The organism is Pseudomonas sp. TE9122, assembly GCF_056278925.1.
In genome coordinates this window covers 1,334,496-1,360,227 of the sequence record NZ_JBWBQI010000001.1, presented here as the reverse complement: position 1 = coordinate 1,360,227, position 25,732 = coordinate 1,334,496, and the positions used below count along the sequence as shown (strand labels likewise).

General features: G+C 56.3%; 24 protein-coding genes. 22 read left to right on the top strand and 2 right to left on the bottom strand.

Annotated elements, in window-relative coordinates:
* Positions 1-13 precede the first annotated feature (13 nt).
* From ACZ9BE_RS06055 to ACZ9BE_RS06010, 10 genes are all read left to right on the top strand, one after another.
* On the top strand, positions 14-1,690 hold the full coding sequence (locus tag ACZ9BE_RS06055) for an AAA family ATPase (RefSeq protein WP_476249036.1): 1,677 nt from the start codon (positions 14-16) through the stop codon (positions 1,688-1,690).
* Positions 1,691-2,545: an HNH endonuclease gene (locus ACZ9BE_RS06050; RefSeq protein WP_476249035.1), complete on the top strand. Its 855-nt coding sequence runs from the start codon at positions 1,691-1,693 to the stop codon at positions 2,543-2,545.
* A 250-nt stretch (positions 2,546-2,795) separates the two neighbouring features.
* Positions 2,796-3,386 carry a hypothetical protein gene (locus tag ACZ9BE_RS06045; RefSeq protein ID WP_476249034.1) on the top strand — a complete coding sequence of 197 codons (591 nt, stop codon included), beginning with the start codon at positions 2,796-2,798 and terminating at the stop codon, positions 3,384-3,386.
* A gap of 9 nt (positions 3,387-3,395) precedes the next feature.
* On the top strand, positions 3,396-3,680 hold the full coding sequence (locus ACZ9BE_RS06040) for a phage antirepressor KilAC domain-containing protein (protein WP_476249033.1): 285 nt from the start codon (positions 3,396-3,398) through the stop codon (positions 3,678-3,680).
* Between the two features lie 158 nt (positions 3,681-3,838).
* Positions 3,839-4,156 carry a pyocin activator PrtN family protein gene (locus ACZ9BE_RS06035; RefSeq protein WP_476249032.1) on the top strand — a complete coding sequence of 106 codons (318 nt, stop codon included), beginning with the start codon at positions 3,839-3,841 and terminating at the stop codon, positions 4,154-4,156.
* A 56-nt stretch (positions 4,157-4,212) separates the two neighbouring features.
* The gene (locus ACZ9BE_RS06030; protein ID WP_476249031.1) at positions 4,213-4,680 is read left to right on the top strand and encodes a hypothetical protein; all 468 of its coding nucleotides are present in this window, start codon (positions 4,213-4,215) and stop codon (positions 4,678-4,680) included.
* On the top strand, positions 4,677-5,285 hold the full coding sequence (locus ACZ9BE_RS06025; RefSeq protein ID WP_476249030.1) for a hypothetical protein: 609 nt from the start codon (positions 4,677-4,679) through the stop codon (positions 5,283-5,285). Before ACZ9BE_RS06030 ends, ACZ9BE_RS06025 begins: the two co-directional genes overlap by 4 nt.
* 301 nt (positions 5,286-5,586) lie before the next feature.
* Positions 5,587-6,795, top strand: a complete 1,209-nt coding sequence (locus ACZ9BE_RS06020; RefSeq protein WP_476249029.1) for a tyrosine-type recombinase/integrase — start codon at positions 5,587-5,589, stop codon at positions 6,793-6,795.
* Positions 6,796-6,817: 22 nt separating this feature from the next.
* On the top strand, positions 6,818-7,363 hold the full coding sequence (folE, locus tag ACZ9BE_RS06015) for a GTP cyclohydrolase I FolE (protein WP_205970537.1): 546 nt from the start codon (positions 6,818-6,820) through the stop codon (positions 7,361-7,363).
* A 102-nt stretch (positions 7,364-7,465) separates the two neighbouring features.
* Positions 7,466-7,837, top strand: coding sequence for a glutathione S-transferase N-terminal domain-containing protein (locus ACZ9BE_RS06010; RefSeq protein WP_041479340.1), 372 nt, complete (start codon positions 7,466-7,468; stop codon positions 7,835-7,837).
* Between the two features lie 137 nt (positions 7,838-7,974).
* On the opposite strand, the gene ACZ9BE_RS06005 is transcribed toward ACZ9BE_RS06010, so the two are convergent.
* The gene (locus ACZ9BE_RS06005) at positions 7,975-9,141 is read right to left on the bottom strand and encodes an aminotransferase-like domain-containing protein (RefSeq protein WP_476249028.1); all 1,167 of its coding nucleotides are present in this window, start codon (positions 9,139-9,141) and stop codon (positions 7,975-7,977) included.
* 81 nt (positions 9,142-9,222) lie between these two features.
* Between ACZ9BE_RS06005 and ACZ9BE_RS06000 the strand changes: the two genes are divergently transcribed.
* The 5 genes from ACZ9BE_RS06000 to ACZ9BE_RS05980 all read left to right on the top strand — a co-directional run bounded on the left by ACZ9BE_RS06000 (position 9,223) and on the right by ACZ9BE_RS05980 (position 17,681).
* Complete coding sequence (locus ACZ9BE_RS06000; protein WP_041479388.1) at positions 9,223-9,669, top strand: MarR family winged helix-turn-helix transcriptional regulator; 447 nt, start codon at positions 9,223-9,225, stop codon at positions 9,667-9,669.
* Between the two features lie 289 nt (positions 9,670-9,958).
* Entirely contained in the window at positions 9,959-11,308 is a 1,350-nt protein-coding gene (locus tag ACZ9BE_RS05995; protein WP_024012217.1) for an NCS2 family permease, read from the top strand.
* Positions 11,309-11,393: 85 nt separating this feature from the next.
* On the top strand, positions 11,394-12,023 hold the full coding sequence (locus ACZ9BE_RS05990) for a LysE family translocator (protein ID WP_041479336.1): 630 nt from the start codon (positions 11,394-11,396) through the stop codon (positions 12,021-12,023).
* A 192-nt stretch (positions 12,024-12,215) separates the two neighbouring features.
* The gene (locus ACZ9BE_RS05985; RefSeq protein ID WP_476249027.1) at positions 12,216-15,737 is read left to right on the top strand and encodes a calcium-binding protein; all 3,522 of its coding nucleotides are present in this window, start codon (positions 12,216-12,218) and stop codon (positions 15,735-15,737) included.
* Between the two features lie 96 nt (positions 15,738-15,833).
* A complete protein-coding gene (locus ACZ9BE_RS05980) occupies positions 15,834-17,681 on the top strand; it encodes a hypothetical protein (protein WP_476249026.1) in 1,848 nt (615 codons plus the stop codon).
* A 127-nt stretch (positions 17,682-17,808) separates the two neighbouring features.
* Here the strand turns inward: ACZ9BE_RS05980 and uraH are convergent, their stop codons facing one another.
* A complete protein-coding gene (uraH, locus tag ACZ9BE_RS05975; protein ID WP_041479332.1) occupies positions 17,809-18,162 on the bottom strand; it encodes a hydroxyisourate hydrolase in 354 nt (117 codons plus the stop codon).
* 420 nt (positions 18,163-18,582) lie between these two features.
* On the opposite strand from uraH, the gene puuE reads away from it, so the two are divergent.
* The 7 genes from puuE (at position 18,583) to ACZ9BE_RS05940 (ending at position 25,561) form a co-directional block, all read left to right on the top strand.
* Positions 18,583-19,509: an allantoinase PuuE gene (gene puuE / locus ACZ9BE_RS05970; protein WP_024012213.1), complete on the top strand. Its 927-nt coding sequence runs from the start codon at positions 18,583-18,585 to the stop codon at positions 19,507-19,509.
* Positions 19,506-20,021 carry a 2-oxo-4-hydroxy-4-carboxy-5-ureidoimidazoline decarboxylase gene (uraD, locus tag ACZ9BE_RS05965; RefSeq protein WP_016773760.1) on the top strand — a complete coding sequence of 172 codons (516 nt, stop codon included), beginning with the start codon at positions 19,506-19,508 and terminating at the stop codon, positions 20,019-20,021. The genes puuE and uraD overlap by 4 nt, the downstream gene beginning before the upstream one ends.
* Before the next feature lie 87 nt (positions 20,022-20,108).
* The gene (alc, locus tag ACZ9BE_RS05960; protein WP_476249025.1) at positions 20,109-21,104 is read left to right on the top strand and encodes an allantoicase; all 996 of its coding nucleotides are present in this window, start codon (positions 20,109-20,111) and stop codon (positions 21,102-21,104) included.
* 119 nt (positions 21,105-21,223) lie between these two features.
* On the top strand, positions 21,224-21,727 hold the full coding sequence (locus ACZ9BE_RS05955; RefSeq protein WP_016773758.1) for an ureidoglycolate lyase: 504 nt from the start codon (positions 21,224-21,226) through the stop codon (positions 21,725-21,727).
* A 51-nt stretch (positions 21,728-21,778) separates the two neighbouring features.
* Positions 21,779-23,092, top strand: coding sequence for a urate hydroxylase PuuD (locus tag ACZ9BE_RS05950; RefSeq protein WP_236169474.1), 1,314 nt, complete (start codon positions 21,779-21,781; stop codon positions 23,090-23,092).
* A gap of 168 nt (positions 23,093-23,260) precedes the next feature.
* Complete coding sequence (locus ACZ9BE_RS05945; RefSeq protein ID WP_042608508.1) at positions 23,261-24,613, top strand: nucleobase:cation symporter-2 family protein; 1,353 nt, start codon at positions 23,261-23,263, stop codon at positions 24,611-24,613.
* Positions 24,614-24,775: 162 nt separating this feature from the next.
* A complete protein-coding gene (locus tag ACZ9BE_RS05940) occupies positions 24,776-25,561 on the top strand; it encodes an outer membrane protein OmpK (RefSeq protein WP_476249024.1) in 786 nt (261 codons plus the stop codon).
* Positions 25,562-25,732 lie beyond the last annotated feature (171 nt).

Genomic DNA, 25,732 nt, shown 5'->3' with positions numbered 1-25,732 from the left:
AAGGATGTTAGCCATGCGCTTTACTGTATTACCACCCAAAACCCCAACCCCGAAAAACCTTAGTAGCGAATTTGTTCTAAAACAAGACTACTGGAACGACTACGGATACAGAACTCAGTACCACCTATTCTATATAGACAAATCAAAGAAAGAAGAAACATTCATCGGAACAGTAAAAATACTAAAAAAAAATCAAAAAGATGACATGACCTTCTATATAAAAGAAGACTTTGAGAGCCTAGACGATTGCATTTCAGTTGGCCAATCGATTGACTACTACCAACGAATTTCCTCTTTACCGCTAGAAACACGTACAACCTTACTTCACAGCCTAAACGACTATTTAAATCACCCCAAACTCGCTTCAAAATTTAAACTAGACGAAGCGTGGGAGAAATCTTTATTCCGCGAATTCTCCGAACATGACAACATGCTGGACATGGCACGTTCAATTCTAAGAGAAAACTTTAAATTACCAAGCAACAGTCAAGGGATGAGTTTTGGTTTTCACGTGGCAGGATGGGAGAACTCCATCGAGTTCGATTTTTCAAGCACGTCCAAAAGTGAAAACAATCCAGTAACTTTTTTGGGTAATAGCATCACCCCGTTAGAGTATCAGAATGAACTCCCTAATCGTATAGTCGCGATAATTGGCAGAAACGGATCAGGCAAAAGTACATTATTAGCTCGCTTAGCTAGAGTTGCGCACGCCACTCCAAAAAATAGAAAAGAAACTTTGTCTGAGTCTCTTGGAAAAATCACCCCCCCAAATATAGGATTCACGCGACTAATAACAGTATCTTATAGTGCCTTCGATAGCTTCCGTCTGCCGGGAGTAAAACCCCGTAGTGATGACGAACCCGACGAGCGCCTTCAAATAATTAAGGATGTTGAAGATGGTAACGGGCGTTTCGGATTCTGTGGTCTTCGAGACATTGCTGCTGAGCTCAAAGCTCAAATCAGAGAAGAAACATCTGATTCCGAGGTACATGAAGAACGCGTAGAGAAGACGCTACTGAAGCCCATTGAGGCATCTGCTGAAGAGTTCGAAAGGACATTAGTGTCTGTATGGATGAATGGAAAATCCAAAACACTAAATTCAGCTTTCGAGTGCATTGCTAAAGACCCTTCGTTCTCTTCGAGTTTCGACGAGGAGTTAACAGTAAGCAATCTAATTCAGCAAAATCCGCGTAAACTTTTTTTAGGCTGGAGCACCGGCCACAAAATAGTCATGCAAATGCTTGCTAGTATTGCAGCAAGAACAACCAAATCATCACTGGTGCTTCTAGACGAACCTGAGACGCATCTTCACCCGCCACTTTTGGCTGCTTTAATGCATGCAATCCGTAAAATTCTTGAACTTGAGGATGCTTACGCGATTATTGCCACTCACTCCCCAGTAGTACTCCAAGAAACTTTAGTAAAACACGTATATGTGATCAGAAGAGAAGGCAGCTCTACAAAAGCATTTACACCCAAACTAGAAACTTTCGGGGCAAACATTGGCGAACTTACAACTGAAGCCTTTGGCTTAAATACCGAAACCAGTGACTTTTATAGAATACTAAACAATCTAGTAGAAAAATTTAAATCACTGGAAGATATAGAGTACTTATTCACTCCCTACGGATTGAGTTTACAAGCAAGAGCTTATGTTATTAGCCGGCTAGCCACAATTGGGTATCTCTAAATGTGGAAACTGCCAAAGCCCGACATTTCAAATTCGCTGGTCGATTTAGTAAAAGCACTGAGACCCAACGATGGCTCTCAACCTTTTAAAACAAGTCAGCAAGAAGAAACCCGCATATTAGAACTCTACAGAGTTTACGATGATCTTGATGGAAATCCAGATGCAAGACTTATAGGAGGTGATTTAAGACCAGATTTATTGGACGCTATTCATGACTCTTACAATTTGACCCAAAAAACACGTCGACTGAAAAAAATTCGTGAAGACTTAAAACTCAACCTCGAGAAGTGCCCATATTGCGGCGTTGGAGAATTAACAGACCTAGATCATCACATCCCAAAATCAAAATTTAAGGCACATTCAATATATCCACGCAATTTGATACCATCCTGCAACCCTTGCAATAAAAAGAAAAGTACTACAGCCGAGGAAAACCCAAGCTTTCAATTTCTACACAGTTATTTTGGAATACTTCCAGAAGAACCTTTCTTTATTGCAACAATCCACATGCACCTATACGGTCTCGCCGCCCAATTCAGCATAATAAAAACAACGAACATGGATACCGATGAGTTTAAGAGACTAAAGTTTCAGATTGAAAAGCTTGAACTTAACATTAGATACACTGCTGCTGTTGCCACATACTTATCTACTCATAAAACCTCAATTGAACTAATGGGATCGATAAGCTCTCAGGCGTTGAATCTTTGGCTTAACAAAGCGCATTCCGATTCGTGTTTTTCTTTTGGACCTAACCACTGGCAGACTGCATTGCTCAGAGCGATGGCCGACTCCCCGGCATTTTGCTCGGGAGGTTATAGGTGCGCATTCGGACGAAGGGATTTGCCGGTTTAATTCTAACCAAGCTTGACAAATTAACCTTTAAGGTTAATTTTATGCCTCACTCTTCCACCACAGAGCGAGGCATCACAATGCACACCACAGCAACCCTGCACGTCCACCCGGCCACTGCGGAGCCCTCCCGAGTTTTCGAGGTGCGCCGCCTAGCACGTGATAGTGGCTGCTCGTTTGTCTCCAGCAAACCGAAGCAGCACACTCGCGCGACCCCCGCTCCGCTTGATCCGCGCGGTGGAGGTCACGCAGCATGACCAAGTACAAAATCGATAACCGCACCCTGCAGTTGCTTAACGCCCAGGTCAACCTCACCGAGACTTTCAATCATGTTCTACGGACCGCGCCTACGCGCGAGTGCCTGGCGTTTCGCCTCAAGGTTGAACGTGGCTTCTCGGAAAGCACCTTCGTCGTGGAGCTGGGCAGCGAACGCCACACGCTGACCCTGCCGAACGAAAAGAAGATCCATCTCAAGCTCGCCGACTTCATCGAAGAGATCGCCAACGGCCCGTTCGATGCGAGCAACACCAGCGACCTGCTGCACCGTCCCCACGCCAGCCGCGAATACGGCCGCTTTGAAGTCTCGGACAAGCAACGAGTGTTTGAACTGGTGCGCACCGGCGGCGTGCTGAACCTCGACATGGGCTTCGACTACCCACTAATCATCGCGCTCCACCGCACTCAGTCTCGATTAGGTGTCACCACCATCCTGAGCATCGGCAACAAAAGCCCGCACACCCGCTGCTTCACCGTGTACGGCAGCGATGTCGAGATCTACGGCAAAGTCAGCGAGTCCATCAACCACCTTGCTGCAGCGGCCACTCCAGCCGCGCACGCGGCATAAGGGGGTGCAATGGAACGCAATCTCGCCCAAGCCGCAACCCAACTCGGCCTGACTCGACCGAAGCTCATCGCACGCATGCGTGAAAAAGGTCTGCTCAACGAGCGGAACCTACCGGCCTACCCCAACCGTGATCGCGACTATCTGCGAATCAAGGACGGCCAGTGGTACCACGACCAGCTCGGCATGCAGTACAGCCAATCGACCCGGATCAAACAGCCCGGAATCCGCTGGCTGGCTGAGCAGTTGGGCATCGACCTACCCGCAATCCCGGCAGACAGCCGTGACGTGGCCTAGGGAATACGCCCGCCAGATCATCGCCATGCGGACACGAGAGGAGCGCAACGCCGCGCTCCTCGAAGTGCCCGAACATCTGCGCGAGCTAACCAGAACGCATTGCCTGAACGCCTGGAACCACCCAGCCAGAAAACAACGCAAGGAGGCCCAACAAAGCCATGAGTAACACAGCACAAAACCCGCTCCGCCTGTACCCGGCGCCGGAATCAGCCACCGTCGAATTGCTTTACCGCATCTTCGGCGACGTACTAATCCCGCTCGACAAAGTGCGAGAGCAGTACTTCCGCAACCTCAACGAGCAATCGTTCGTGGCCGAGATCAGCAGCGGCCGCATCCAGCTCCCCATCACCACGCTGGACACCAGCCGCAAGGCACCGAAGTACGCACACATCCGGCACGTCGCCTCCCTGATCGACATCCGCGCCTACAAGGCCGATGAAGACATGCAGCGGCAGCAGGACGACACCAACGAGTAACACCCAAACCCAACGGCTGCCACCACCAGCCGAAGACTTCACCAGGAGCACACCACATGACTGCAGTTCAATTCTACGCGCTGATAGCGATCGTCCTCATGGTCGTCGGCGTTTACTGGCTCGCCTATCGGCACGGCTTCAACAGCGGCCGCGCCGAGGGATATTCAGGGGGCTACAGCGAAGGCTATGACGTTGGCGGCTGTGTTGGGTATCGAGACGGCCAAGCGATCCAGAGCGCTGATAGCGCGGAAGAAATCCGCAACTTGCAGCACACCCTTGATCAGGCGCACGACCAACGCAAGAAACTCTACGCCCACTACGAGCGCGCCTTGGCTGCCTCAAAACTTGGCGAACAGGAACGACTGACCCTACTTGAAATCGCCGACAAACTCCGGATCGCATCTGAAACATTCAGCGCCTTTCGCACCGGCAAAAAGCTGGAACGCGATACCAGCGTCCTCCGTGACCAGGCGCTAGCCATGGCTGCTGTGCTGGAACCGGCCGAGCAGGAGAACGCCGCATGAGCGAAATCCGTCCCCAATCCAGCACCCACCGCAACCCGGCTAACGCCCCATCAGCGATTGATGCACCAACGCGCACTCAAATTTCGGAGGAAAGCGGCATGCAAATGGACCAGCACGACACCCAAACCACGACCGCTTTGCTCCGCAAGGAAACTAGCGTCGACGTACTAGAAACAAACAGTCTCTGCTGCGCAGCAGCAGGCATTATTGCTCCTTCAAGCAGCTCCACCGAGGCACTTATACCCCACGAAAAGCTGCGCGAGGCAGCGACACCCAATGCCACGCTAACCGCTCAGAATCGCCCGCCCGCGCAGCTTGGAGAGGGATATAAGCACCCCGCTTGCGTGTCCGAACTCCCCGCAAAAATTGCCGCCAACAAGGTGCAGATCAACGAGCGTGCCGAGTTTGAGAAAGAGTTCCCAGTGCCTGAGGGACTGCAGTACTGCACACAGCGAGGCACGTACATCACCGCACCAGGCGCGAAGACATCCGACTCCTTCGCCCGTGAGCACTACGCTTACCGTGCCGGCTTCGCCGCGTGGAGCCGCAGAGCGTGGAAGCATGCCGCGCTCGTTGGCAAACACGCTGAAGGAGTACAGCCGTGATGGAGCATCCATTCCAGCAGCTCCACATGTGCTGCGGCCACGGAAGTGGCCCCAATCCAACTTTGACCGGACGAAAACACCTCTCCGCGCAGCCCGGCAAAAGCCATTCACAGTTTGAAGAAGCTGATGAGGCATCACTTCCAACCTATCACCTGGACAAGATTCCAGAAGAAAAGATGGCCGAACTCGTTGGAACTAGCCGCCGGGCGTTACAAGGAAAACGCGCAAGAGGCGTCATCCCCAAAGGTGTCTGGAACACCATCGACAGCCGCATTTACTACAGCATCAGGAGATACGAGGCATGGCTCGAAAGCCAATGGGATTGCCCACCGGAGTTGAATTTGCTGGACAGTCCGTCCGCATTCGCTTCACCTGGAACGGGCAACGCCGTTGCGAAACCCTCCCCTATCCCCAAACGCCGAAGGGGATTAAGGCTGCCGCCGACTTACGCGCTAACGTAACCAGCCTAATCAAGCATGGCGTGCTGGATGATCAGCGCTACTCCGAGCTGTTCCCCAACTCCACTTATGCCACCTATTCAGCGACTCCCCGTTTCGGGGAGTACGCCCAAGAGTGGCTCAACAGCCGAGAGATCGTGGCGGGGACTCGAAAGAACTACCTCGGTTCGCTCAATCTGTACTGGATGCCGTATCTGGCAATGCTACCCATCGACAGCATCACATCGGTGATGCTGCGCAAGGTGGTGGCCAATACCGAATGGCCTACGCCGGGCGTGAAGCGTGCGGCGATCCAGCGCCTGACCACGGTGTTCGGTACCGCAGTGAAAGACGGCCTGATCAACCGTAACCCGGTGGAGTCCATCGAGCTGCCGGTGAAGGCCAAGAAACCCATCGATCCCTTCACCGTGGGTGAGGCCAACCAGATTATCGATCACCTATATAAGACGCTGACCCACTCGATGCGGATCTACGCGGCCTACTTCGAGTTCGCCTTCTACACAGGCATGCGCCCCAGCGAGATCGCGGCGCTGCGCTGGGAAGAGGTCGATAAGGAAAAGCGACTGGTCAACGTGTGTCGGATCGTCGCGGACTACAAGATCGAGGAGCGTACCAAAACCCGGAACGTGCGACAGGTCATGCTCAACAGTCGAGCACTGCACGCCATTGAGCAGGCCGAACTGCTGGCGAAGCAACGTGCGTTGCCAAGCCGGCGCAAACGCACCGAATCGACCTATGTGTTCCCGCCCACCAAAAACTTCGAGTTCATCCAACAATCGAGCGTGACCGACAAACACTTCCAGGCTGCATTGACTGAATTGTGCATTCGCGCCCGCCGGCAATACAACTGCCGACACACATACGCTACCATGTGCCTCATGGCGGGTATGAACCCTGCGTTTATTGCCACTCAGCTCGGTCATAGCGTTCAGATGTTGCTATCGACATACGCCCGATGGATAAACTCCAGCACCGACTGGGGTGAGCTCGGGAAGCTCGAAAACAGCTTGATTGGTACAAAATTGGTACAGGCAGAAACAGTACCCCTCTGAAACCCTTATGGAATCAGCCCCTGTGACACTGGAACAGAACTACACCGCGATTCTCGGCCAATTGGGCGAGGACGTCTCCCGCGAGGGCCTGCTCGACACGCCAAAGCGTGCCGCCAAAGCCATGCAGTACCTCTGCCGCGGTTATGCACAGACGCTCGAAGAGGTCACCAACGGTGCCCTGTTCAGCTCCGACAACAGCGAAATGGTGCTGGTCAAGGACATCGAGCTGTATTCGTTGTGCGAACACCACTTGCTGCCGTTCATCGGCAAGGCGCATGTCGCCTATATCCCGAGCGGCAAAGTGCTGGGCCTGTCCAAGGTTGCGCGGATCGTCGATATGTACGCGCGCCGCCTGCAGATTCAGGAAAACCTCAGCCGCCAGATCGCCGATGCGGTGCAGCAAGTCACCGGCGCGCTGGGCGTGGCCGTGGTGATCGAAGCCAAGCACATGTGCATGATGATGCGCGGCGTCGAAAAGCAGAATTCGTCGATGATCACTTCGGTGATGCTCGGTGAATTCCGTGAAAACGCGGCAACCCGTAGCGAATTCCTCAGCCTCATCAAGTAATTCGCAACAGAAAAGAGCCGGCGTTGATCGCCGGTTTTTTTTCGCCCGTGAAAAATCGGGTAAGCTGCGCGCCTTCTTCATTTGCACCGTGAGGCTTTCAACGTGTTCGTCAAAGCGCTTCGTGTCGGCCTCGGCCAACTGGTTATCTTCATCGATTTCATCACCCGCCCGGGCAAGACAAAACGCCCCGCTGCTGCTCAGGCACAAGTCGACGCTGCCGCGAAAGATCTGACCCTGTACCAATTTCACGCCTGCCCGTTCTGCGTGAAAACCCGCCGCGCCCTGCATCGCCTGAATGTGCCGGTGGCGCTGAAAGACGCGAAGAACAACGAGCAGGATCGCCAGACCCTGCTGGAACAGGGTGGCCGAATCAAAGTGCCTTGCCTGCGAATTGAAGAGAACGGGCAGACAACCTGGATGTATGAATCCAAGGTGATTATTGATTATCTGGATAAGCGGTTTGCGGCGGTCTGATGTTAACGGGTTGGAGCGATAGCCGCCTTCGCGAGCGCGCTCGCTCCCACCCTTGAAACGCATTCCATTTTGTGGGAGCGAGCCTGCTCGCGAAGAGGCCCGCACTGACAACGCCGGCCCTTAAGCCGGCGTTTTTGCTAGGCCGCCCTCTCCATCTGCGCCCGCCGCACCACCGCCGCCAATCGCTTCAACCCTTCATCCAGCCGCGCCGGATCGATGTGGCTGAAATTCAGGCGCAAATGCCCATGATGCTTGTCCGGCTCGGGAAAGAACGGCTCACCGGGCATGAATGCCACATCATTGGCCAATGCCTCATTGAGCAAAGTGCGCGTATCCAGCGGTTGCTTCAGCGTCAGCCAGAAGAACAGTCCGCCTTGCGGCATGTCCCAGTCAGCCAGATCGGCAAAATGGCTTTCCAGCCCCAATTGAAACGCATCTCGCCGCAGCCGATAGAAATCCCGCAACTCACTTAAATGCTGTTGATACTTTTCCGAGCCGATCCATTGCAGCGCCTGCCACTGACCGATGCGATTGGTGTGCAGATCCGCCGATTGCTTGAGCTTGAGCAGGTGCGGGAACAGATCCGCACTGGCGATCAAGTAGCCAACACGTAAACCCGGGAGCAAGGTTTTCGATACGGTACCGGTGTAGATCCAGCTGGCTTTTTTCAGGCGCGCCGCGATCGGTTTTGCGCTGCCACCATCGAAAGTCAGTTCGCGGTATGGCTCGTCTTCGATGAGAGTGACGCCGAATTCATCGAGCAATGCCGCGACCGCTGCGCGCTTGGCCTCGCTGTAGCGCACGGCGGATGGATTCTGGAACGTCGGGATCAGGTAGATAAACGCCGGGCGGTGTTGTTCCAGACGCTTGCGCAGTTGCGCCAGGTTGGGGCCGTCGGCTTCTTGCGGCACGGTCAGGCAATCGGCGCCGAACAGTTGAAAGATTTGCAGCGCGGCCAGATAAGTCGGCGCCTCCAGCAAAATTTCCGTGCCCTTGTCGATATACAGTTTTGCCGCTAGATCCAGAGTTTGCTGGGAACCACTGACCACCAGCACCTGACTCGCATCGCACTCGAGGCCCAGCGCCCTCGCCTCTGCCGCCAAAGCTTCGCGCAAGGCCGGCTCGCCTTCGCTCATGCCGTACTGACCCAGCGATAACGGCATCTCGTCCCACTCGACCTTCGGCAACATCGCCTCAGCGGGCAAACCGCCGGCGAACGACATGACCTCCGGACGCTGGGCCGCCGCGAGGATTTCTCGGATCAAAGAACTTTTAAGGCGCGAGACACGTTCGGAAAAAGCCATGGAGGCCACCGTAGCAAGGCATGCAGGAAATGAGTCAAACTTGTTGACTGAAATTACGACAGCTTGAGCGAGTACGTCAACATGCTTGACCTTAAGAACCCCTCTACTCAGCAACAGGCCATGGAAGCGTTTTTCTTCGGCTATCAGGCGTTCACTGCCAAGGCTGATGAAATGCTCGAGCGTCGCGGCCTCTCGCGGGTGCATCAGCGCATCGTGTTTTTCATCGCGCGCTATCCGAACCTGAGTGTGAAAGAGTTGCTGGCCCTGCTGGGCGTGAGCAAACAAGCGTTGAACATGCCCCTGCGCCAGTTGCAGGAAATGCATCTGGTCGACAGCGTCGCTTCGCAGACGGACAAGCGTAAGCGCCTGCTTGAGCTGACGGCGGAAGGCGCGAAGTTCGAGCAGGCGTTGCGCCGTGAGCAGGTGAAATTGCTCGAGCGGGTATTTGCCGAGGCTGGGGAAGCGGCGGTGAATGGGTGGTTGGCGGTGAATCTGGCGCTTGGGGGGAATCAGCCGCATCTGGATTGACAGGACCGCCCTCTTCGCGAGCAGGCTCGCTCCCACATTGGAACGCATTCTCCTGTGTGAGCGAGCCTGCTCGCGAAGCCATCCTGATAGTCATATATCCCTATCGGCAAAAAAATCGGCAACAAAAACCAAAACAATATTTGCTTTATTTGTACACAAAAGCATAATCCACTGCGTGCGAGTTCCTGACTATACGGTCAACAAATTCGCGTATGCCTCAAAGGGCCGCTGCCACCCCTCATGGGTCCGGCCCTGGAAATAACAATAAAACTCTTGAGGAGTACTCGCTGTGGAAAGCCGCAAATCCGAAGCACCGCCGCTCGAGCTCACGCCGCCATTACGCAATGGCCTGCTGGAGCGTCTGTTCAAACTCAGCTTGCATGGCACCACGGTGAAGACCGAGCTGATTGCCGGTCTGACAACCTTCATCACCATGGCTTACATCATTTTCGTCAACCCGAACATCATGGCCGATGCCGGCATCGACCACGGTGCGGCCTTCGTCGCCACCTGCATCGCCGCCGCGCTCGGTTGCCTGTTGATGGGGCTCTATGCCAATTGGCCGGTAGGGCTTGCACCGGGCATGGGCCTCAACGCCTTCTTCACCTACACCGTGGTCGGCACCATGGGCTACAACTGGGAAACCGCCCTCGGCGCGGTGTTTGTCTCGGGCGTGCTGTTCATGTTCCTGACCTTTTCGCGGATCCGCGAGTGGCTGCTCAACAGTATCCCGGTCAGCCTGCGGTTCGCGATGGGCGCCGGTGTCGGTCTGTTTCTGGGCCTGATCGGTCTGAAGACGGCCGGTATCGTCGTCGACAGCCCGGCGACGCTGATCAAGCTGGGTTCGCTGCGTGAACCTGGCCCGCTGCTCGCCGCAATCTGCTTCCTGATGATCGCGATCCTCAGTTACCACCGCGTGTTCGGTGCGATCCTGATCAGCATCATCACCGTCACCCTCGCCGGCTGGGGCCTGGGCCTGGTGCACTACGAGGGCATCATGTCCGCGCCGCCGAGCCTGGCACCGACCTGGATGGCAATGAATGTCGCCGGCGTGTTCAACGTCAGCATGATCAGCGTGGTGCTCGCCTTCCTCTTCGTGCACATGTTCGACACCGCCGGTACGCTGATGGGCGTGGCCCAGCGCGCCAACCTTGTCGCCGCTGACGGTCGCATCGAGAATCTTTCCCGAGCCATGAAGGCTGACAGCGCATCCAGCGTCTTTGGCGCTGTGGTGGGGGTTCCACCCGTGACAAGTTACGTGGAAAGTGCCGCCGGCGTAGCCGCTGGTGGTCGGACTGGTCTTACCGCCGTCACCGTGGGTGTGCTATTTATAGCAGCCATGTTTTTCGCACCGCTGGCTGGCATGATTCCCGCTTATGCCACGGCAGGTGCACTGATCTACGTGGCGATGCTGATGATGGGCGGTATGGCCCACATCGAATGGGACGAAGCGACCGACGCCATTCCGGCGATCGTCACGGCGATCATGATGCCGCTGACCTTTTCGGTCGCCGACGGCATCGCGCTGGGCTTCATCACTTACGTCGCGTTGAAGGCTGGCACCGGCAAGTACAAGGAAATTTCCGTCAGCCTGTGGGTGCTCTGCGCGATCTTCATCGCCAAGTTCATCTTCCTGTAAACGCTGCGCGGTTCAGGCTTCAAACCAGCCTCACCCTCACCGGTGGGGCTTTTGCACATCTCGATAACAACAAAGGAGCAATACGATGAGTCTGGAAACCTGGCTGCTGTTCAGTGGCGCTGCGCTGGTGGTGATCCTGATCCCGGGACCGCTGTCATTGCTGATGATCAGCAACAGTCTGAATTACGGTTTGCGCCGGTCGTACCCCGCGTTCCTGGGTGGCGTGATCGCCTCGATCTGCCTGCTCAGCGCGTCGGCACTTGGCCTCGGCGCTTTGCTAATGGCTTCGGAGCAGTTGTTCAGCGCACTGAAAATAGTCGGTGCGCTGTACCTGTTCTACCTCGCCTGGCAGAGCTGGCAGCAGTCGCGGCAGCCATCGACGGGCGCCGAAGTACCTGAGGCTGCACCGGTGCCGCGCTTTCGCACATTGTTCGGACGCGCCTTTGTACTGGGTGCGAGCAATCCGAAGGACATCCTGTTTTTCGCCGCGTTTCTGCCGCAGTTCCTCCGCGCTGAGCAACCTTTTCTGCCGCAATTGCTGATCATGATCGCGACCTGGGTAGTGCTCGATCTGTGCTGCAAGCTGGCCTATGGCCTGGGCGCCCATGGCGCCGCACGTTATCTGCGCAGCGGCAAAGGCCAGAGTTGGTTCAATCGGGTCAGTGCCGGACTATTTGGTGGTGCTGGCGCCGCGTCGTTGCTTGGCAGCCACTGAAAAGCGCCACTATTGATCATCCTGCCGGAACGGACTCGGGCGGGATGATGTGTTGTTTTGAATCAATTCAACTCGAACAACATTCAATCTTTGATATGCAATAGATAGCAACAACCCCCCGATATACAGCTCTGGAAAAGCCAACGTAATATTCTTCGCCTTAACGACAATTGCCGGAACAAGGAAGTTCTAATGGCCACACTGATAAGCGAAGCAACAGCACAAACCGACCCTTCAATACATGCGGACCTGCAACCTGTTTCCGATACCGTAATAATCATGGACCTGGGCTATGAAGCCAACGAATACAAGCCCTCAACCATCGATCAGAGCCGAACTAACGAAAAATCGAGTCAGTTGCAAATGGTGGACGAAGTTTTCGGCCCCTTGGAAATTGGCGATATTTCAATTACCCGTACCGCACTCGACGGATTAGGCGCGACCATTGACGGTCAGCCGTTGAATGGCGAGAACAGTTTCTTTCGCCGCCCCAAGCGCTCTTTTATCAATAGCCTGCAGTTCGACGCCAATAAAGTTGAACACTACCTGAAAACTTCAACGGGCAGCGATAGCTACTTGTTGCCCACGCTCCTGTTTGAAATGGCCAGCCAGCGCCCGCTCACCGCTCCCCGGCTCTTGAGGGAGAGTGCTGCAGATACTGTATCCGGCAATTACCGCGACAAACTTGTCAAACTTCTGAGTGCCGCACAGTCGCTTGATCTGCAACACGTGCACGTCCCCAAACATCATCCCCGCTGGGCCGCATTGACCAAAAGTTACGCGACGCTGGGCTCCAGCGTGGGCATCCAGGGCTTCGGCATCTTCATGGGAATTCGCGGCGTTGTCGATGCGATCAAAGCCGAAAACACTGCTGAAATAGCGATAAACAGCGCAGGCATTGTATCGGAGCTGGGCTCCATCGCGGCCGATGTCGCGGTGAGCAAGATAGCCACGCAGATGCTCACTGCCGGGCAAAGTGCTTATCGGGACTTCGCCAAAACCCGCTTTGCACTCAGATTGGGTCGATCGGGAGGGTTGGTCGGCGGCATGCTGACGCTGCCCTTCGACATCTTTACCGCCGTGAGGTCGATGAACGCCGCTCAGAATGCCACCGGCAAAGAAGCGATGGATCATTACGTCAGCGCTGGCCTGAGCATTACCAGTGCAGCCATGACTGTCATCCTCGGGTCCGCCGCGATGGCCGGGTTCTCGTTTGCCGGCCCTGTCGGACTTGCAGCCGGCGCGATTCTCGCCATCGGCTCACAGGTCTACGGCGCAGTACGTATCGTTGACGATATAGATGACTACATTGAATTGACTGTCGATGAACGGTGGCGTAGCGGTTGGTTTTCGTTCTGCATGATGGAGGTCGATCAAAGCGTTCAAAACCGCTATATCAAGGCAAAGACGCTGTTGCAGCACTCTCTGCAACTGAAAAAGTCCGCCAGAGCGCTGCTCGACGGCCCCTTGAAAGAGACCACCGAAGCCATCGTCAACGGCAAGTTCGATGTGCGTCTGAAACCAACGCGGGTCTGGAAACGAAACTGGTGGACCAAACAGGATGCGTGGGAATCGGTCAATGTCCCTGAAGTGGTAGGCACCGATGACATCATTGATGCACGCGCAGGGGTTACAAAAGATACACCCGGCGCGGAGTTGGGGGTCGCCGCAGAGGGCAAGAACGTTCTCTGGTTCATCAGCGAGGGCAACGACTCGATCAGAGGGGTAGAAAAAAAACCCAACACCTTCCATTACAAGTCAGGAAAAAAACAACTTTCGGGCGGCGAAGAAAATGACCAGTTCCTGTTTGAGAACGCAGCGGACTTCCTTGAAAGGGGTCGCCATGTCGCAGATCATTCGACGCTGAGCGGCGGCGCAGGAAATGACACACTGGTACTCGGCGGCAGCTACTCCTCCCGAAATACCAACAGAACTGGCTATGACGTAGATCTGCTGGCTGGAACATTGCAGATCATCACGAGCGATGTCGATGCCGACAATAACCGGATATCTATCCTGCACAGTTTGCTGGACAGCATCGAAAACGTTGAGACAGTCCATCGCGCGGCAAGCGTGGTAACGGGCTCCGCGCAAAACAACATCATCAAATCCCGGGGCAGCGACAGCATTGAAGCTGGCGCTGGGGACGACCAGATATTTCTCTCCCACGAAAGAGCAAAAGCGTCGGGAGGCGCCGGCACCGATCAATATTACATAGCGCATGTGGCGGGCCGTTTTTCCATTGTCGATGATGGTGAACAGACCAGCTACATCGTCATGAACTGGCGCAAGGAGTTGATTGAATCCTTTGATATCGAGGGTAACGACCTGGTCATCCGCTCAGGTTTCGAAACGTCTGACCACCTCAAAAACGTGTTGACCATTCATGACGTTTATACGAACACCGAACACACTAGAAAGTTGAGCAACAAAAACCTGGTTTTCGTAACCAGCGATGATTTCCATTTCAGACTTGATCTGCCAGACACAATCCCGGACGGCCACACCGTAGAAATAACCGAAATTTTCCTCAAACGAGGAAAACCGGTAAACCCGATCATTATTTATGCAGCGGAATGCTGGATCCGCCACCGCAAACCCGCTGCCTATTACGTCCCGAGAACCGGCAAGACAACCACTTTTTACGCAGTTTTACGTTCTGATGTAATCACCCGGATATATCTGGATTTCCGCAGCGACGAGCTGACAAAAGCGGAGGCGCATTTTTTCTCGGACAAACCCAAGTCATATCACCTGACTGTTGGTTGCCATCTCGTCTATCACTTCGGCGCGAAAAGCATCAAGCTCAATTATTACTCCGCTGCGCGTAACGAAGACGATCACGACAATATTACGAAGATCCTGCGCACCATGGCTGTTCGTCCGTTCAGCCGTTACGTATTGATTTTCAAGGACGGTGTCGTTGCAGATGCCGAGCTTACAGCGCAAACCGAAATCGCACCTGCCTTTACGGATTTCACGGTATCGCGGGATTGGGTGACCCAGATGAAACTGCCGCTCGAGGTTCGCTCTCAGCGTTACTTTCACAATCTGGCTGAAAAAGCAGCTGAACCGATGGGCCGTACAAGAGTTTGCGCAACGCCGATTCGACTGGCCGTGCAAACCGACATGGACAACTACGAAGGAGAAGGTTCGAGTTATCTCATCCACGTACTCCCGGACATGACCATCAAACTCTCGACTCCCGGCGCACTTGCCGATGCCAAAGTTCGCCTGCCCTATTCATCCACTTGGGAACTTGATGCAACGCAGCTCGGCAAGGTCGAAATAAGGCTGGAAGAAAACCGACTCTCCATCGGCACAACCACTTTTTATCTGCCGGTCTATGGAAGCGAAGATCTGATAGATCAAATCCGCGTTATTACCACCGGTGGAGTTGTGCACACGGTCGATCTGGTCTTTGATCGCATTTATCTGGATGGGCTTGATGCACGTTTTTTCGAAGAGCCCGACGCCTCAAAAGCGCTCCCGCCATATCTTGCCGCATTGGCCAACGACGAAGTCAAAGTCTGGAACGTTATCTGCGTCAACGACGAAACCGCGCGCGTGGGCTACAACCTGGCCGCCCATGGCTGGGTATTGCGTGCCGACAAATCCCGCATCGAAAAGTCTGCTTTAAGAGTAGTGAATCGCTGCAGTCACCAGACCAACATTTTCCGCCCTGTTTCGCTGATGAAAGTGCCTCCCGCGTAATTCGCGGTAACCCGTCAACAAACACCCTTTTTTTATCAGCGTACTGTCTACGCGGCACCCGCACGCGTCTGCGCGCTCTTTTTCCGAGTATTTCCCATGGCCAAATCACCCAAAAAAATCCCGACCATAAAATCGCCCGATTCGCCCGATTCGCCCGATGCCACACATCCCGTATCACCGCCCCTCGTCAAAAATGTGGGCCTGGACATGCCTGACGCCCTGCTCCTGGGCATCGATTCGCCGGCGATCAGCCAAGCGCCAGCCACCTCTGCCGCAGCCAACGCAGTGCCCACGGTCAGCCTTCATGCGTTGCCAGATGCAGCGCATGATTTCAGCGCCACTCGGAACGCAATCGCCTGGCCGCAAGAGCGTTTCCACGAATTGGTGCCGGTGACGCAAAACGATGGCTTGTTCACTGGACCGGATCAGCGCACCTACGCTCAAATCGCCAATGAAGGCCAGTTTGTCGTCGAGCAGGACGGGCAAGGCAACTACCATGTGCCACTGACCTTCGCGCCCGGCGTGCCCGGCCTGCCTCTGACGCGAACCGAGGGTCAGGCGATCTGGCAAATCCAGCGGCCCGAGAGGCCCTCCAACCGGCCTGCGTCCTCCACACCACACTTGCCCTCATACATCTCGCCGGCCGACGCCATGACGTTGACCAAGCCGGAAATGGCGACAGAAGGCCTTCGTTACAACAGACTCAGGCAGACCTTCGTAACCACGGTAGACGGCACCGTCATGGTGCGCAAAAACCAGGACGGTGAATATCAACAAGCGTTTGCCTCAACGACCAATGCACCCGACGTTTTCTTCGAGCAAATCCCCGGCACCGTGTTCTGGCGGCGAAAAACACCCGGGACGAAGCCATCAGGTACCAAGCCCGAAGCCAGCCAGTCCGACAACGCATTACCCGGCCCGAGCAAGCGTCCACGACTTGCCGAGGCCACAGAAACGCTAACCGCGTCGAAAGCCACGACTGCGCCTGAGGAGCTGACCCCGTATTTCTGGCTGCCCTGGGGGCACCTGAACAAACCTGTGCACATCGAATCTGTACAGCTTGGCTGGCTGCATTATCCAATCGTCCCTGTCGGCTCGAACACGACACCCAAAGTGTATTTCGTATGTCATCCCGAGTTTGTCCCGACAGATTTCAATACTTTCGAAAGCATGCTGATAAACATGCCCGAGCGACAGCCGGTAGCGACTTTTCGCATCGGCAGTGATCCGGGTGAGGTCCATCCGGGCAAACGCTTTTTTGAAGAGCCGATATCAACGTCCGTCGCTCGCGCGTTCCCCGATTTCTCTGAAGCAACAGCAAGGGCCGTCGCCCGCAGGTTGTTCGAACTCGCCGATCACTCCGAGACGATTACCGGCACCGGATTGATCAATGTCCAGGCCGTTCTGCATCAGTGGAAACAACTGCCGTTTTCCACAGGTCCAGATTTTGCCGACCCGCTGAACATGCTGGCCGTTGCACCGGACATCGACCTGGGAAGCAAACGGCTTATTCCGATGCCTTCCCAGACCGACAGCGAATTGCAACGCCTGAGCTTCGATCCGCAGCATTTCCCCTCTGCCTGGAATCATTACAAGACCTATCCCTCGGATCTGAATCTGCGGCGATTGCTCGGCGCGTTGCTGGTCGGCTGTGGTTACGAGCTGTTTCCACTGACTTATGAGCACAGAATGCCGACGCTGGTCTTCAAACGAGCCGGTCACGATCAGATCTTCTTTTTGAAACTGGGCGCGATCAGTCAGGCCGGCCTGACTCATGTGCCTGGCAACGAACTGACGGAACCTGGCTTGCCCGCCAGAATCGGTCAGGACGCCTTCAAGGCACTGACCGATGCAGCCGCGCAGAACAAAGTGGTATGGCTGATCGGGGGCGTATTGAAGGTCGCGTCCACGCCAGATTCGGTATTCATTATCCGCGAGCGCTGAGCCGCTACCCGCCTGCACCGGCAGTTGAGCTGTAAACAGGCATAAAAAAAGCCCGCAGTGTGAGCGGGCGAAAGACCAAAGAAGCTATATGCGCAGTCGCTTCCCGGTGGGGGCAGCTGCTTGGGGGTCAGCTGCCCCGATACGTGGAATAGCTGTAAGGCGAAATCAGCAGGGGCACGTGGTAGTGCTCCTGCTCGGCGGAGATGCCGAAACGCAGCACCACCACGTCCAGGAAGGCCGGCTCGGGCAGTTGCACGCCCCGGGCGCGGTAGTAATCGCCGGCATGGAACTGCACCTGATAAACCCCGGTGCGGTAATCATCGCCTTGCAGCAACGGCGCATCGACCCGGCCATCACTGTTGGTTGTCGCACTGGCGACCAATTCCAGGTGCGACCCTTCAACGCGGTACAGCTCGACCTTGATCGAGCTGCCCGGGCAACCGTGTGCAGCGTCCAAAACGTGTGTTGTCAAACGTCCCATTGATTCTGCGCGCCCGGCCGCAACAAGCGGTCAGACTTCGCGCCTCCCGAAGTCAGTTGAAAAGGAGACCGCACCGTTTCGGAGCACGAAACGCTGCGGCGAGCGACTGATTAAGACACTTTTCAAAAAAATTGTACACAATAAAAACGACATTTTTCGCTTCCCCCCCGCCATCCGGGCCTTAATCGCCAATTCGCAGGCAAAGCGCCTGATCATTGAACCTTCTATTCATTAGCTGACTGGTCAGGCAGGTTTCTTGCAGGCCGGAACCATTAACAGCAAAAGATGACAGCCGGTGAAAAATGCGAAAATTCAGGCTTACAAAATGTAAATAAAGTTGTATACAATCAGCCCATCGCTGTGACGCCAGCCTGCCAGGCCGCCACACCAATCTGTCAACGTACAAGAAGGAAGACTGCAGTGAGCGCTGACTACCCACGCGACCTGATCGGTTACGGCAGTAACCCTCCTCACCCACACTGGCCGGGCAATGCCCGGATCGCCCTGTCCTTCGTACTCAATTACGAAGAGGGTGGCGAGCGCAATATTCTGCACGGCGACAAGGAATCCGAAGCCTTCCTGTCGGAAATGGTCGCTGCCCAGCCGCTGCAGGGCGCGCGCAACATGAGCATGGAATCGCTTTACGAGTATGGCAGCCGCGCCGGCGTCTGGCGCATTCTGAAGCTGTTCAAGGAATTCGACATTCCGTTGACCATCTTCGCCGTGGCCATGGCCGCCCAGCGTCACCCGGATGTGATCCGTGCGATGGTCGAAGCCGGCCATGAAATCTGCAGCCACGGCTACCGCTGGATCGACTACCAGTACATGGACGAAGCGCAGGAACGCGAGCACATGCTCGAAGCGATCCGCATCCTCACCGAACTGACCGGCGAGCGTCCGCTGGGCTGGTACACCGGCCGTACCGGGCCGAATACCCGTCGCCTGGTCATGGAAGAAGGCGGTTTCCTCTACGACTGCGACACCTACGACGACGACCTGCCCTACTGGGAACCGAACAACCCGACCGGCAAGCCGCATCTGGTGATCCCCTACACCCTCGACACCAACGACATGCGCTTCACGCAAGTGCAGGGTTTCAACAAGGGTGACGATTTCTTCGAATACCTCAAAGACGCGTTCGACGTGCTCTACGCCGAAGGTGCCGAGGCGCCGAAAATGCTCTCGATCGGTCTGCACTGCCGCCTGATCGGCCGTCCTGGTCGCCTCGCTTCGCTAAAGCGCTTTATCGAATACGCCAAAAGTCATGAACAGGTGTGGTTCAGCCGTCGCGTCGACATCGCGCGTCACTGGCAAGAAACCCACCCGTACCAAGGGACTGCAAAATGAGCCGCTTTCAAACCCTGCAACCGTCGACCCTGAGCCGCGACGCTTTCGTCAAAGCCTTCGCCGACATCTACGAACATTCGCCATGGGTGGCCGAAAAGGCCTACGACCTCGGTGCGGACGCTTCGATCGACGAGATCGAAACCCTGCACCAGCGCATGAGCGATATCCTGTTGAGCGCCGATCATGCCAGCCAGCTGGCCCTGATCAACGCTCACCCGGACCTGGCCGGCAAAGCTGCCGTCCAGGGCCAACTGACCGAAGCCAGCACCAATGAACAGGCTGGCGCCGGTATTCACCAATGCACGGCCGAAGAGTTCCAGCGCTTCACCGAGCTGAACGACGCCTACAAAGCCAAGTTCAAGTTTCCCTTCATCATGGCGGTAAAAGGCAGCAACCGGCATCAGATCCTCGCGGCGTTCGAAACGCGCATCAACAATTCGGTGGAAGCCGAGTTCAAATGCGCGCTGGCGGAGATCAACAAGATTGCCCTGTTCCGTTTACTGACTCTTTAGCAAGCCTGGCCCGAGCGTGAATGAACGCGCAAACGCCCAGGGCCCTGCGAGCATCCCCAGCCAACTTATCAAAGGCAGACAAGAAGAATGAAAGCTTACGCCGTACCTTTCGAAAAATACGTCAACCTGGCCGACGCCCGTCTGGGCACCAAAATCATCTCGGTCACCGATGACTGGTTCGCAGACGCCAATCGTCTGTTCCAACCGACCCCGGCCGTATGGAAGGAGGGCGTGTTCGATGACAACGGCAAGTGGATGGACGGCTGGGAGTCGCGCCGCAAGCGCTTCGAAGGTTACGACAGCGCGGTGATCCGTCTGGGCGTACCGGGCTCGATCAAAGGCGTGGACATCGACACTTCATTCTTCACCGGCAACTACCCGCCATCGGCCTCGCTGGAAGCGTGCTTCCTGGCCTCGGGCGAGCCGGATGAAAACACCCAGTGGACCGAAGTGCTGTCGGCCGTCGAGCTGCAGGGCAACAGCCATCACTACCACGAAATCAGCAACGACAAAGCGTTCAGCCACCTGCGCTTCAACATCTACCCGGACGGTGGTGTTGCCCGTCTGCGCGTATACGGCATTCCGTTCCGCGACTGGTCCGCTGTGGGTGACAACGAGCAAGTGGACTTGGCAGCAGCCCTCAACGGTGGCCGCGCCCTCGCCTGCTCCGACGAACACTTCGGCCGCATGAGCAACATCCTCAACCCGGGCCGTGGCATCAACATGGGCGACGGCTGGGAAACCGCGCGTCGTCGCACGCCGGGCAATGACTGGGTGATCGTCGCCCTGGGTCATCCGGGCGAGATCGAGAAGATCGTCGTCGACACCCTGCACTTCAAAGGCAACTACCCGGACAGTTGCTCGATCCAGGGCGCGTTCGTGAAAGGCGGGACTGACAGCCAGATCGAAACCCAGTCGCTGTTCTGGCGCGAACTGCTGCCAAGCCAGAAGCTGGAAATGCACGCCGAACACACCTTCGTCGAGCAGATCAAGGCACTCGGCCCGATCACCCACATCCGCCTGAACGTGTTCCCGGATGGTGGCGTGAGTCGCCTGCGTGTACTCGGCAAGGTGGCTAAATAGGGTTGAACCCATTCGCGAGCAGGCTCGCTCCCACAGGGGATTGCATTCCAAATGTGGGAGCGAGCCTGCTCGCGAAGGCATCAAAACAGTCAACACAGAATTCGGATAAGAAGAACAGCATGCGCACACTGACGATTGAACCGCTGACCAAAGAAGCCTTCGCCCCTTTCGGTGACGTGATCGAAACCGACGGCAGCGATCACTTCATGATCAACAACGGTTCGACCATGCGCTTCCACAAACTGGCGACGGTCGAAACCGCTACGCCTGAGGACAACGCGATCATCAGCATTTTCCGCGCCGACGCGCAGGACATGCCGCTGACCGTTTGCATGCTGGAACGCCATCCGCTGGGCAGCCAGGCTTTCATACCGCTGCTCGGCAACCCCTTTCTGATCGTGGTCGCGCCAGTTGGCGATGAACCTGTATCAGGCTTGGTCCGCGCCTTCGTCACCAACGGCAGGCAGGGCATCAATTACCATCGCGGCGTTTGGCACCACCCGGTGCTGACGATCGAAAAGCGGGATGACTTCCTGGTGGTTGATCGCAGTGGCACAGGCAATAACTGCGATGAGCATTTTTTCAAAGAGGATGAGCGGTTGATCCTCGCCCCCCACCAATAAGAGAAGGTCTGATCACTCGACAACAAGAGTGACAGGCGAGAGGTAAAGACTGTGGAAGCACATCTGTTGGAATGGCTGAACCTGAGCGTGCGCTGGGTTCACATGATCACTGGCGTGGCCTGGATCGGCGCGTCGTTCTACTTCGTCTGGCTGGAGAACAACCTCAACCGCGTCAACCCGAAAACCGGTCTGGCCGGTGATCTGTGGGCGATCCACGGCGGCGGCATCTACCACCTGGAAAAATACAAACTGGCCCCACCGTCCATGCCGGACAACCTGCACTGGTTCAAGTGGGAAGCCTACTTCACCTGGATGTCGGGGATCGCGCTGCTGTGCGTGGTGTTCTACTCCAATCCGGTGCTCTACCTCGTGGCACCGGGCAGTGGCCTCAGCGGTCCTGAAGGCGTGGCCATCGGTATCGGCTCGCTGATCGTCGGCTGGTTTGTCTACGACTTCCTCTGCGATTCGGCCCTGGGCAAGAAACCCGCCCTGCTCGGCTTCATCCTGTTCGTGCTGATCATTGCCGCCGCCTATGGCTTCAGCAAAGTGTTCAGCGGTCGGGGTGCGTACCTGCACGTCGGCGCGATCATCGGCACCATCATGGTCGGCAACGTGTTCCGCATCATCATGCCGGCGCAACGGGCACTGGTCGCGGCGATTGCCGAGAACCGCACGCCGGATCCGGCCCTGCCGGCCAAGGGTCTGCTGCGTTCGCGTCACAACAACTACTTCACCCTGCCAGTGCTGTTCATCATGATCAGCAACCACTTCCCGAGCACTTACGGCAGCCAGTACAACTGGTTGATCCTCGCCGGGATCGCGGTGTTGGCGGTATTGGTGCGTCACTACTTCAACACCCGTCACGACAGCCACAAGTTTGCCTGGACCCTGCCGGTGGCAGCGGTGGGCATGATCTGCCTGGCCTACGTCACTGGCCCGGCGCCGATGTCGAGCGCACCTGAAGTGGCCAAGGCACCGGCGAAAATCGAGTACCAACCGCTGCCGGAAACGGCGCTGGGCGGTGGCGCGAAACCGGCCGAAGCGGCGCAACCTGCGGCACCCGCAGCTCCTGCGGCGGCACCCGCGCAAGCCTCGAATGCCGGCCCCGGTTTCGACAAAGTGCACAACGTGATTCAAGAGCGATGCACGGTGTGCCACTCGTCCAAGCCGACCAGCCCGTTGTTCAGCGCAGCCCCGGCCGGTGTGATGTTCGACACCCCCGAGCAGATCCGCCAGAACGCCGCGCGCATTCAGGCGCAAGCCATCACCACGCAGATCATGCCACTGGGCAACATCACCCAGATGACCCAGCAGGAACGTGACCTGATCGGTGCCTGGATTGCCCAGGGAGCACAAACCAATTAATCGTTAAAAGCATCGCTGGCAAGCCAGCTCCCACAGGGTTTTGCATAGCCTGTGTGGGAGCGGGCTTGCCCGCGAATGGCCGCTCCGCGGTCTGCCTGATGCAAAGAAACAGCTGCAAGCAACCCGGCAGCTGTTAATCACAAGAATAAAAAAGATCCGAGGTGTTGCATGTCCGAGCTGTCCAAAGCGCGCATCCCCGACGCACCCGCCATTCAGCGTTTGCCCCTTTTGCAACTGATCCTGGTCGGTCTGCAACATGTTCTGCTGATGTACGGCGGTGCCATCGCGGTGCCGCTGATCATTGGACAGGCCGCTGGCCTGAGTCGTGAAGAAATCGCCTTCCTGATCAACGCCGACCTGCTGGTCGCCGGCATCGCCACCATCGTGCAGTCGCTCGGCATCGGCCCGATGGGCATTCGCATGCCGGTGATGATGGGCGCCAGTTTCGCTGCGGTCGGCAGCATGGTGGCCATGGCCGGCATGCCCGGCATCGGTCTGCAAGGGATCTTCGGTGCGACGATAGCTGCCGGTTTCTTCGGCATGCTGATCGCGCCGTTCATGTCCAAGGTCGTGCGTTTCTTCCCGCCGCTGGTGACCGGCACGGTCATCACCTCGATCGGTTTATCGCTGTTCCCCGTGGCCGTGAACTGGGCCGGTGGCGGTGTCGACGCAGCGCAATTCGGTTCGCCGATTTATCTGGCCATCGCTGCGCTGGTGCTGGCGACCATTCTGTTGGTTCATCGCTTCATGCGCGGATTCTGGGTCAATATTTCGGTGCTGATCGGCATGTGCCTGGGCTACGTACTGTGCGGCGTGATCGGCATGGTCGACCTCAGCGGCATGGCCAGCGCACCGTGGATTCAGTTCGTCACCCCGCTGCATTTCGGCATGCCGAAATTCGAGCTGGCACCGATTCTGTCGATGTGCCTGGTGGTGGTGATCATCTTCGTCGAGTCCACCGGGATGTTCCTCGCGCTGGGCAAGATCACCGGCCAGGAAGTCTGCCCGCGCATGCTCCGTCGTGGTTTGTTGTGTGATGCCGGCGCGTCGTTTTTCGCCGGTTTCTTCAACACCTTCACTCACTCCTCGTTCGCGCAGAATATCGGCCTGGTGCAGATGACCGGCGTGCGCTGCCGTTCGGTGACCATCGTTGCCGGCGGCCTGCTGATCGTCCTCAGCCTGTTGCCGAAAGCGGCGTTTCTGGTGGCATCGATTCCACCGGCAGTGCTGGGCGGCGCGGCGATTGCGATGTTCGGCATGGTCGCGGCCACTGGCATCAAGATCCTCCAAGAGGCCGACATCGGTGACCGCCGCAATCAGTTGCTGGTCGCGGTAAGCATCGGCATGGGCCTGATCCCGGTGGTACGTCCGGAATTCTTCGCCCACTTGCCCATGTGGATGAGCCCGATCACCCACAGCGGCATCGCCATGGCCACCCTCAGCGCGCTGACCCTGAACCTGCTGTTCAACATCCTCGGCGGCAAGGAGCGTGCGGCGATCAATGATTGCCATGCTCACTGATTGAAACCACCACACCACCTGTGGGAGCGAGCCTGCTCGCGAAAGCGCTGTGTCATTCAACATTGATGGCGACTGACACAACCGCTTCGCGAGCAGGCTCGCTCCCACAGGGACTACGCAACTGCTTGTGCCTCAAACAATAAAAACAACAGGGAGCAACAGATGACCCGCACGCAAAGCAACGTTCTGTTGAGTGGCGGCCTGCTGGCCGCGAGTCAGGCCATGGCCGGCGATCTGCTGCTGTGGCAGAGCAACAGCCTCAGCTATCTATACGGCAAGAATTTCGCGATCAACCCCTCGTATCAGCAGACGGTCACCTTCGAGCACGCCGACAAGTGGAAGTACGGCGACAACTTTCTGTTCGTCGACAAGATCTTCTACAACGGCAAGGAAGACCCGAACAAAGGGCCGCATACTTTCTACGGCGAGTTCACCCCGCGTCTGTCCTTCGGCAAGATCCTCGACCGCAAGATCGAGTTCGGCCCGATCAAGGATGTGCTGTTGGCGATGACCTACGAGTACGGCGAAGGCGAAACCGAGGCCTATCTGATCGGTCCCGGCTTCGATCTGAAAGTGCCCGGCTTCAACTACGTCACCCTGAACATTTTCCGTCGCCAGACCGAAGGCCCGCGGCCCGGCGATGGTGTCTGGCAGATCACCCCCGCGTGGTCCTACAGCTTTGCGCTGGGCAATTCCGATGTGCTGATCGACGGCTACCTCGACTGGGTCGTCGACAACGACGAAAACTCGCGCGGCACCTACCACGCCAACCTGCACATCAATCCGCAGATCAAATACGACCTCGGCAAAGCCATGGGCTGGAGCCAGAAACAGCTGTACGTCGGCACCGAGTACAGCTACTGGAAGAACAAATACGGCATCGAAAACAGCCACGCGTTCGATACCAACCAGAACACCGCCAGCCTGCTGCTGAAGGTGCACTTCTGAGATGGCTCGCAACCGTGCGCCATGCCTGCTGTCGGTGCTCTGTTGCGGGGCACTTGAGCGTTGGCCGAGGAGTCAGTATTCTCCGCGGCCTTCCGAATTCGCTCTAAAAAAAAGCCTGAATTCAATTTCTGACCGAAAAGCCAACTTATCCCGGCTGCGGTCAGTCCTGAG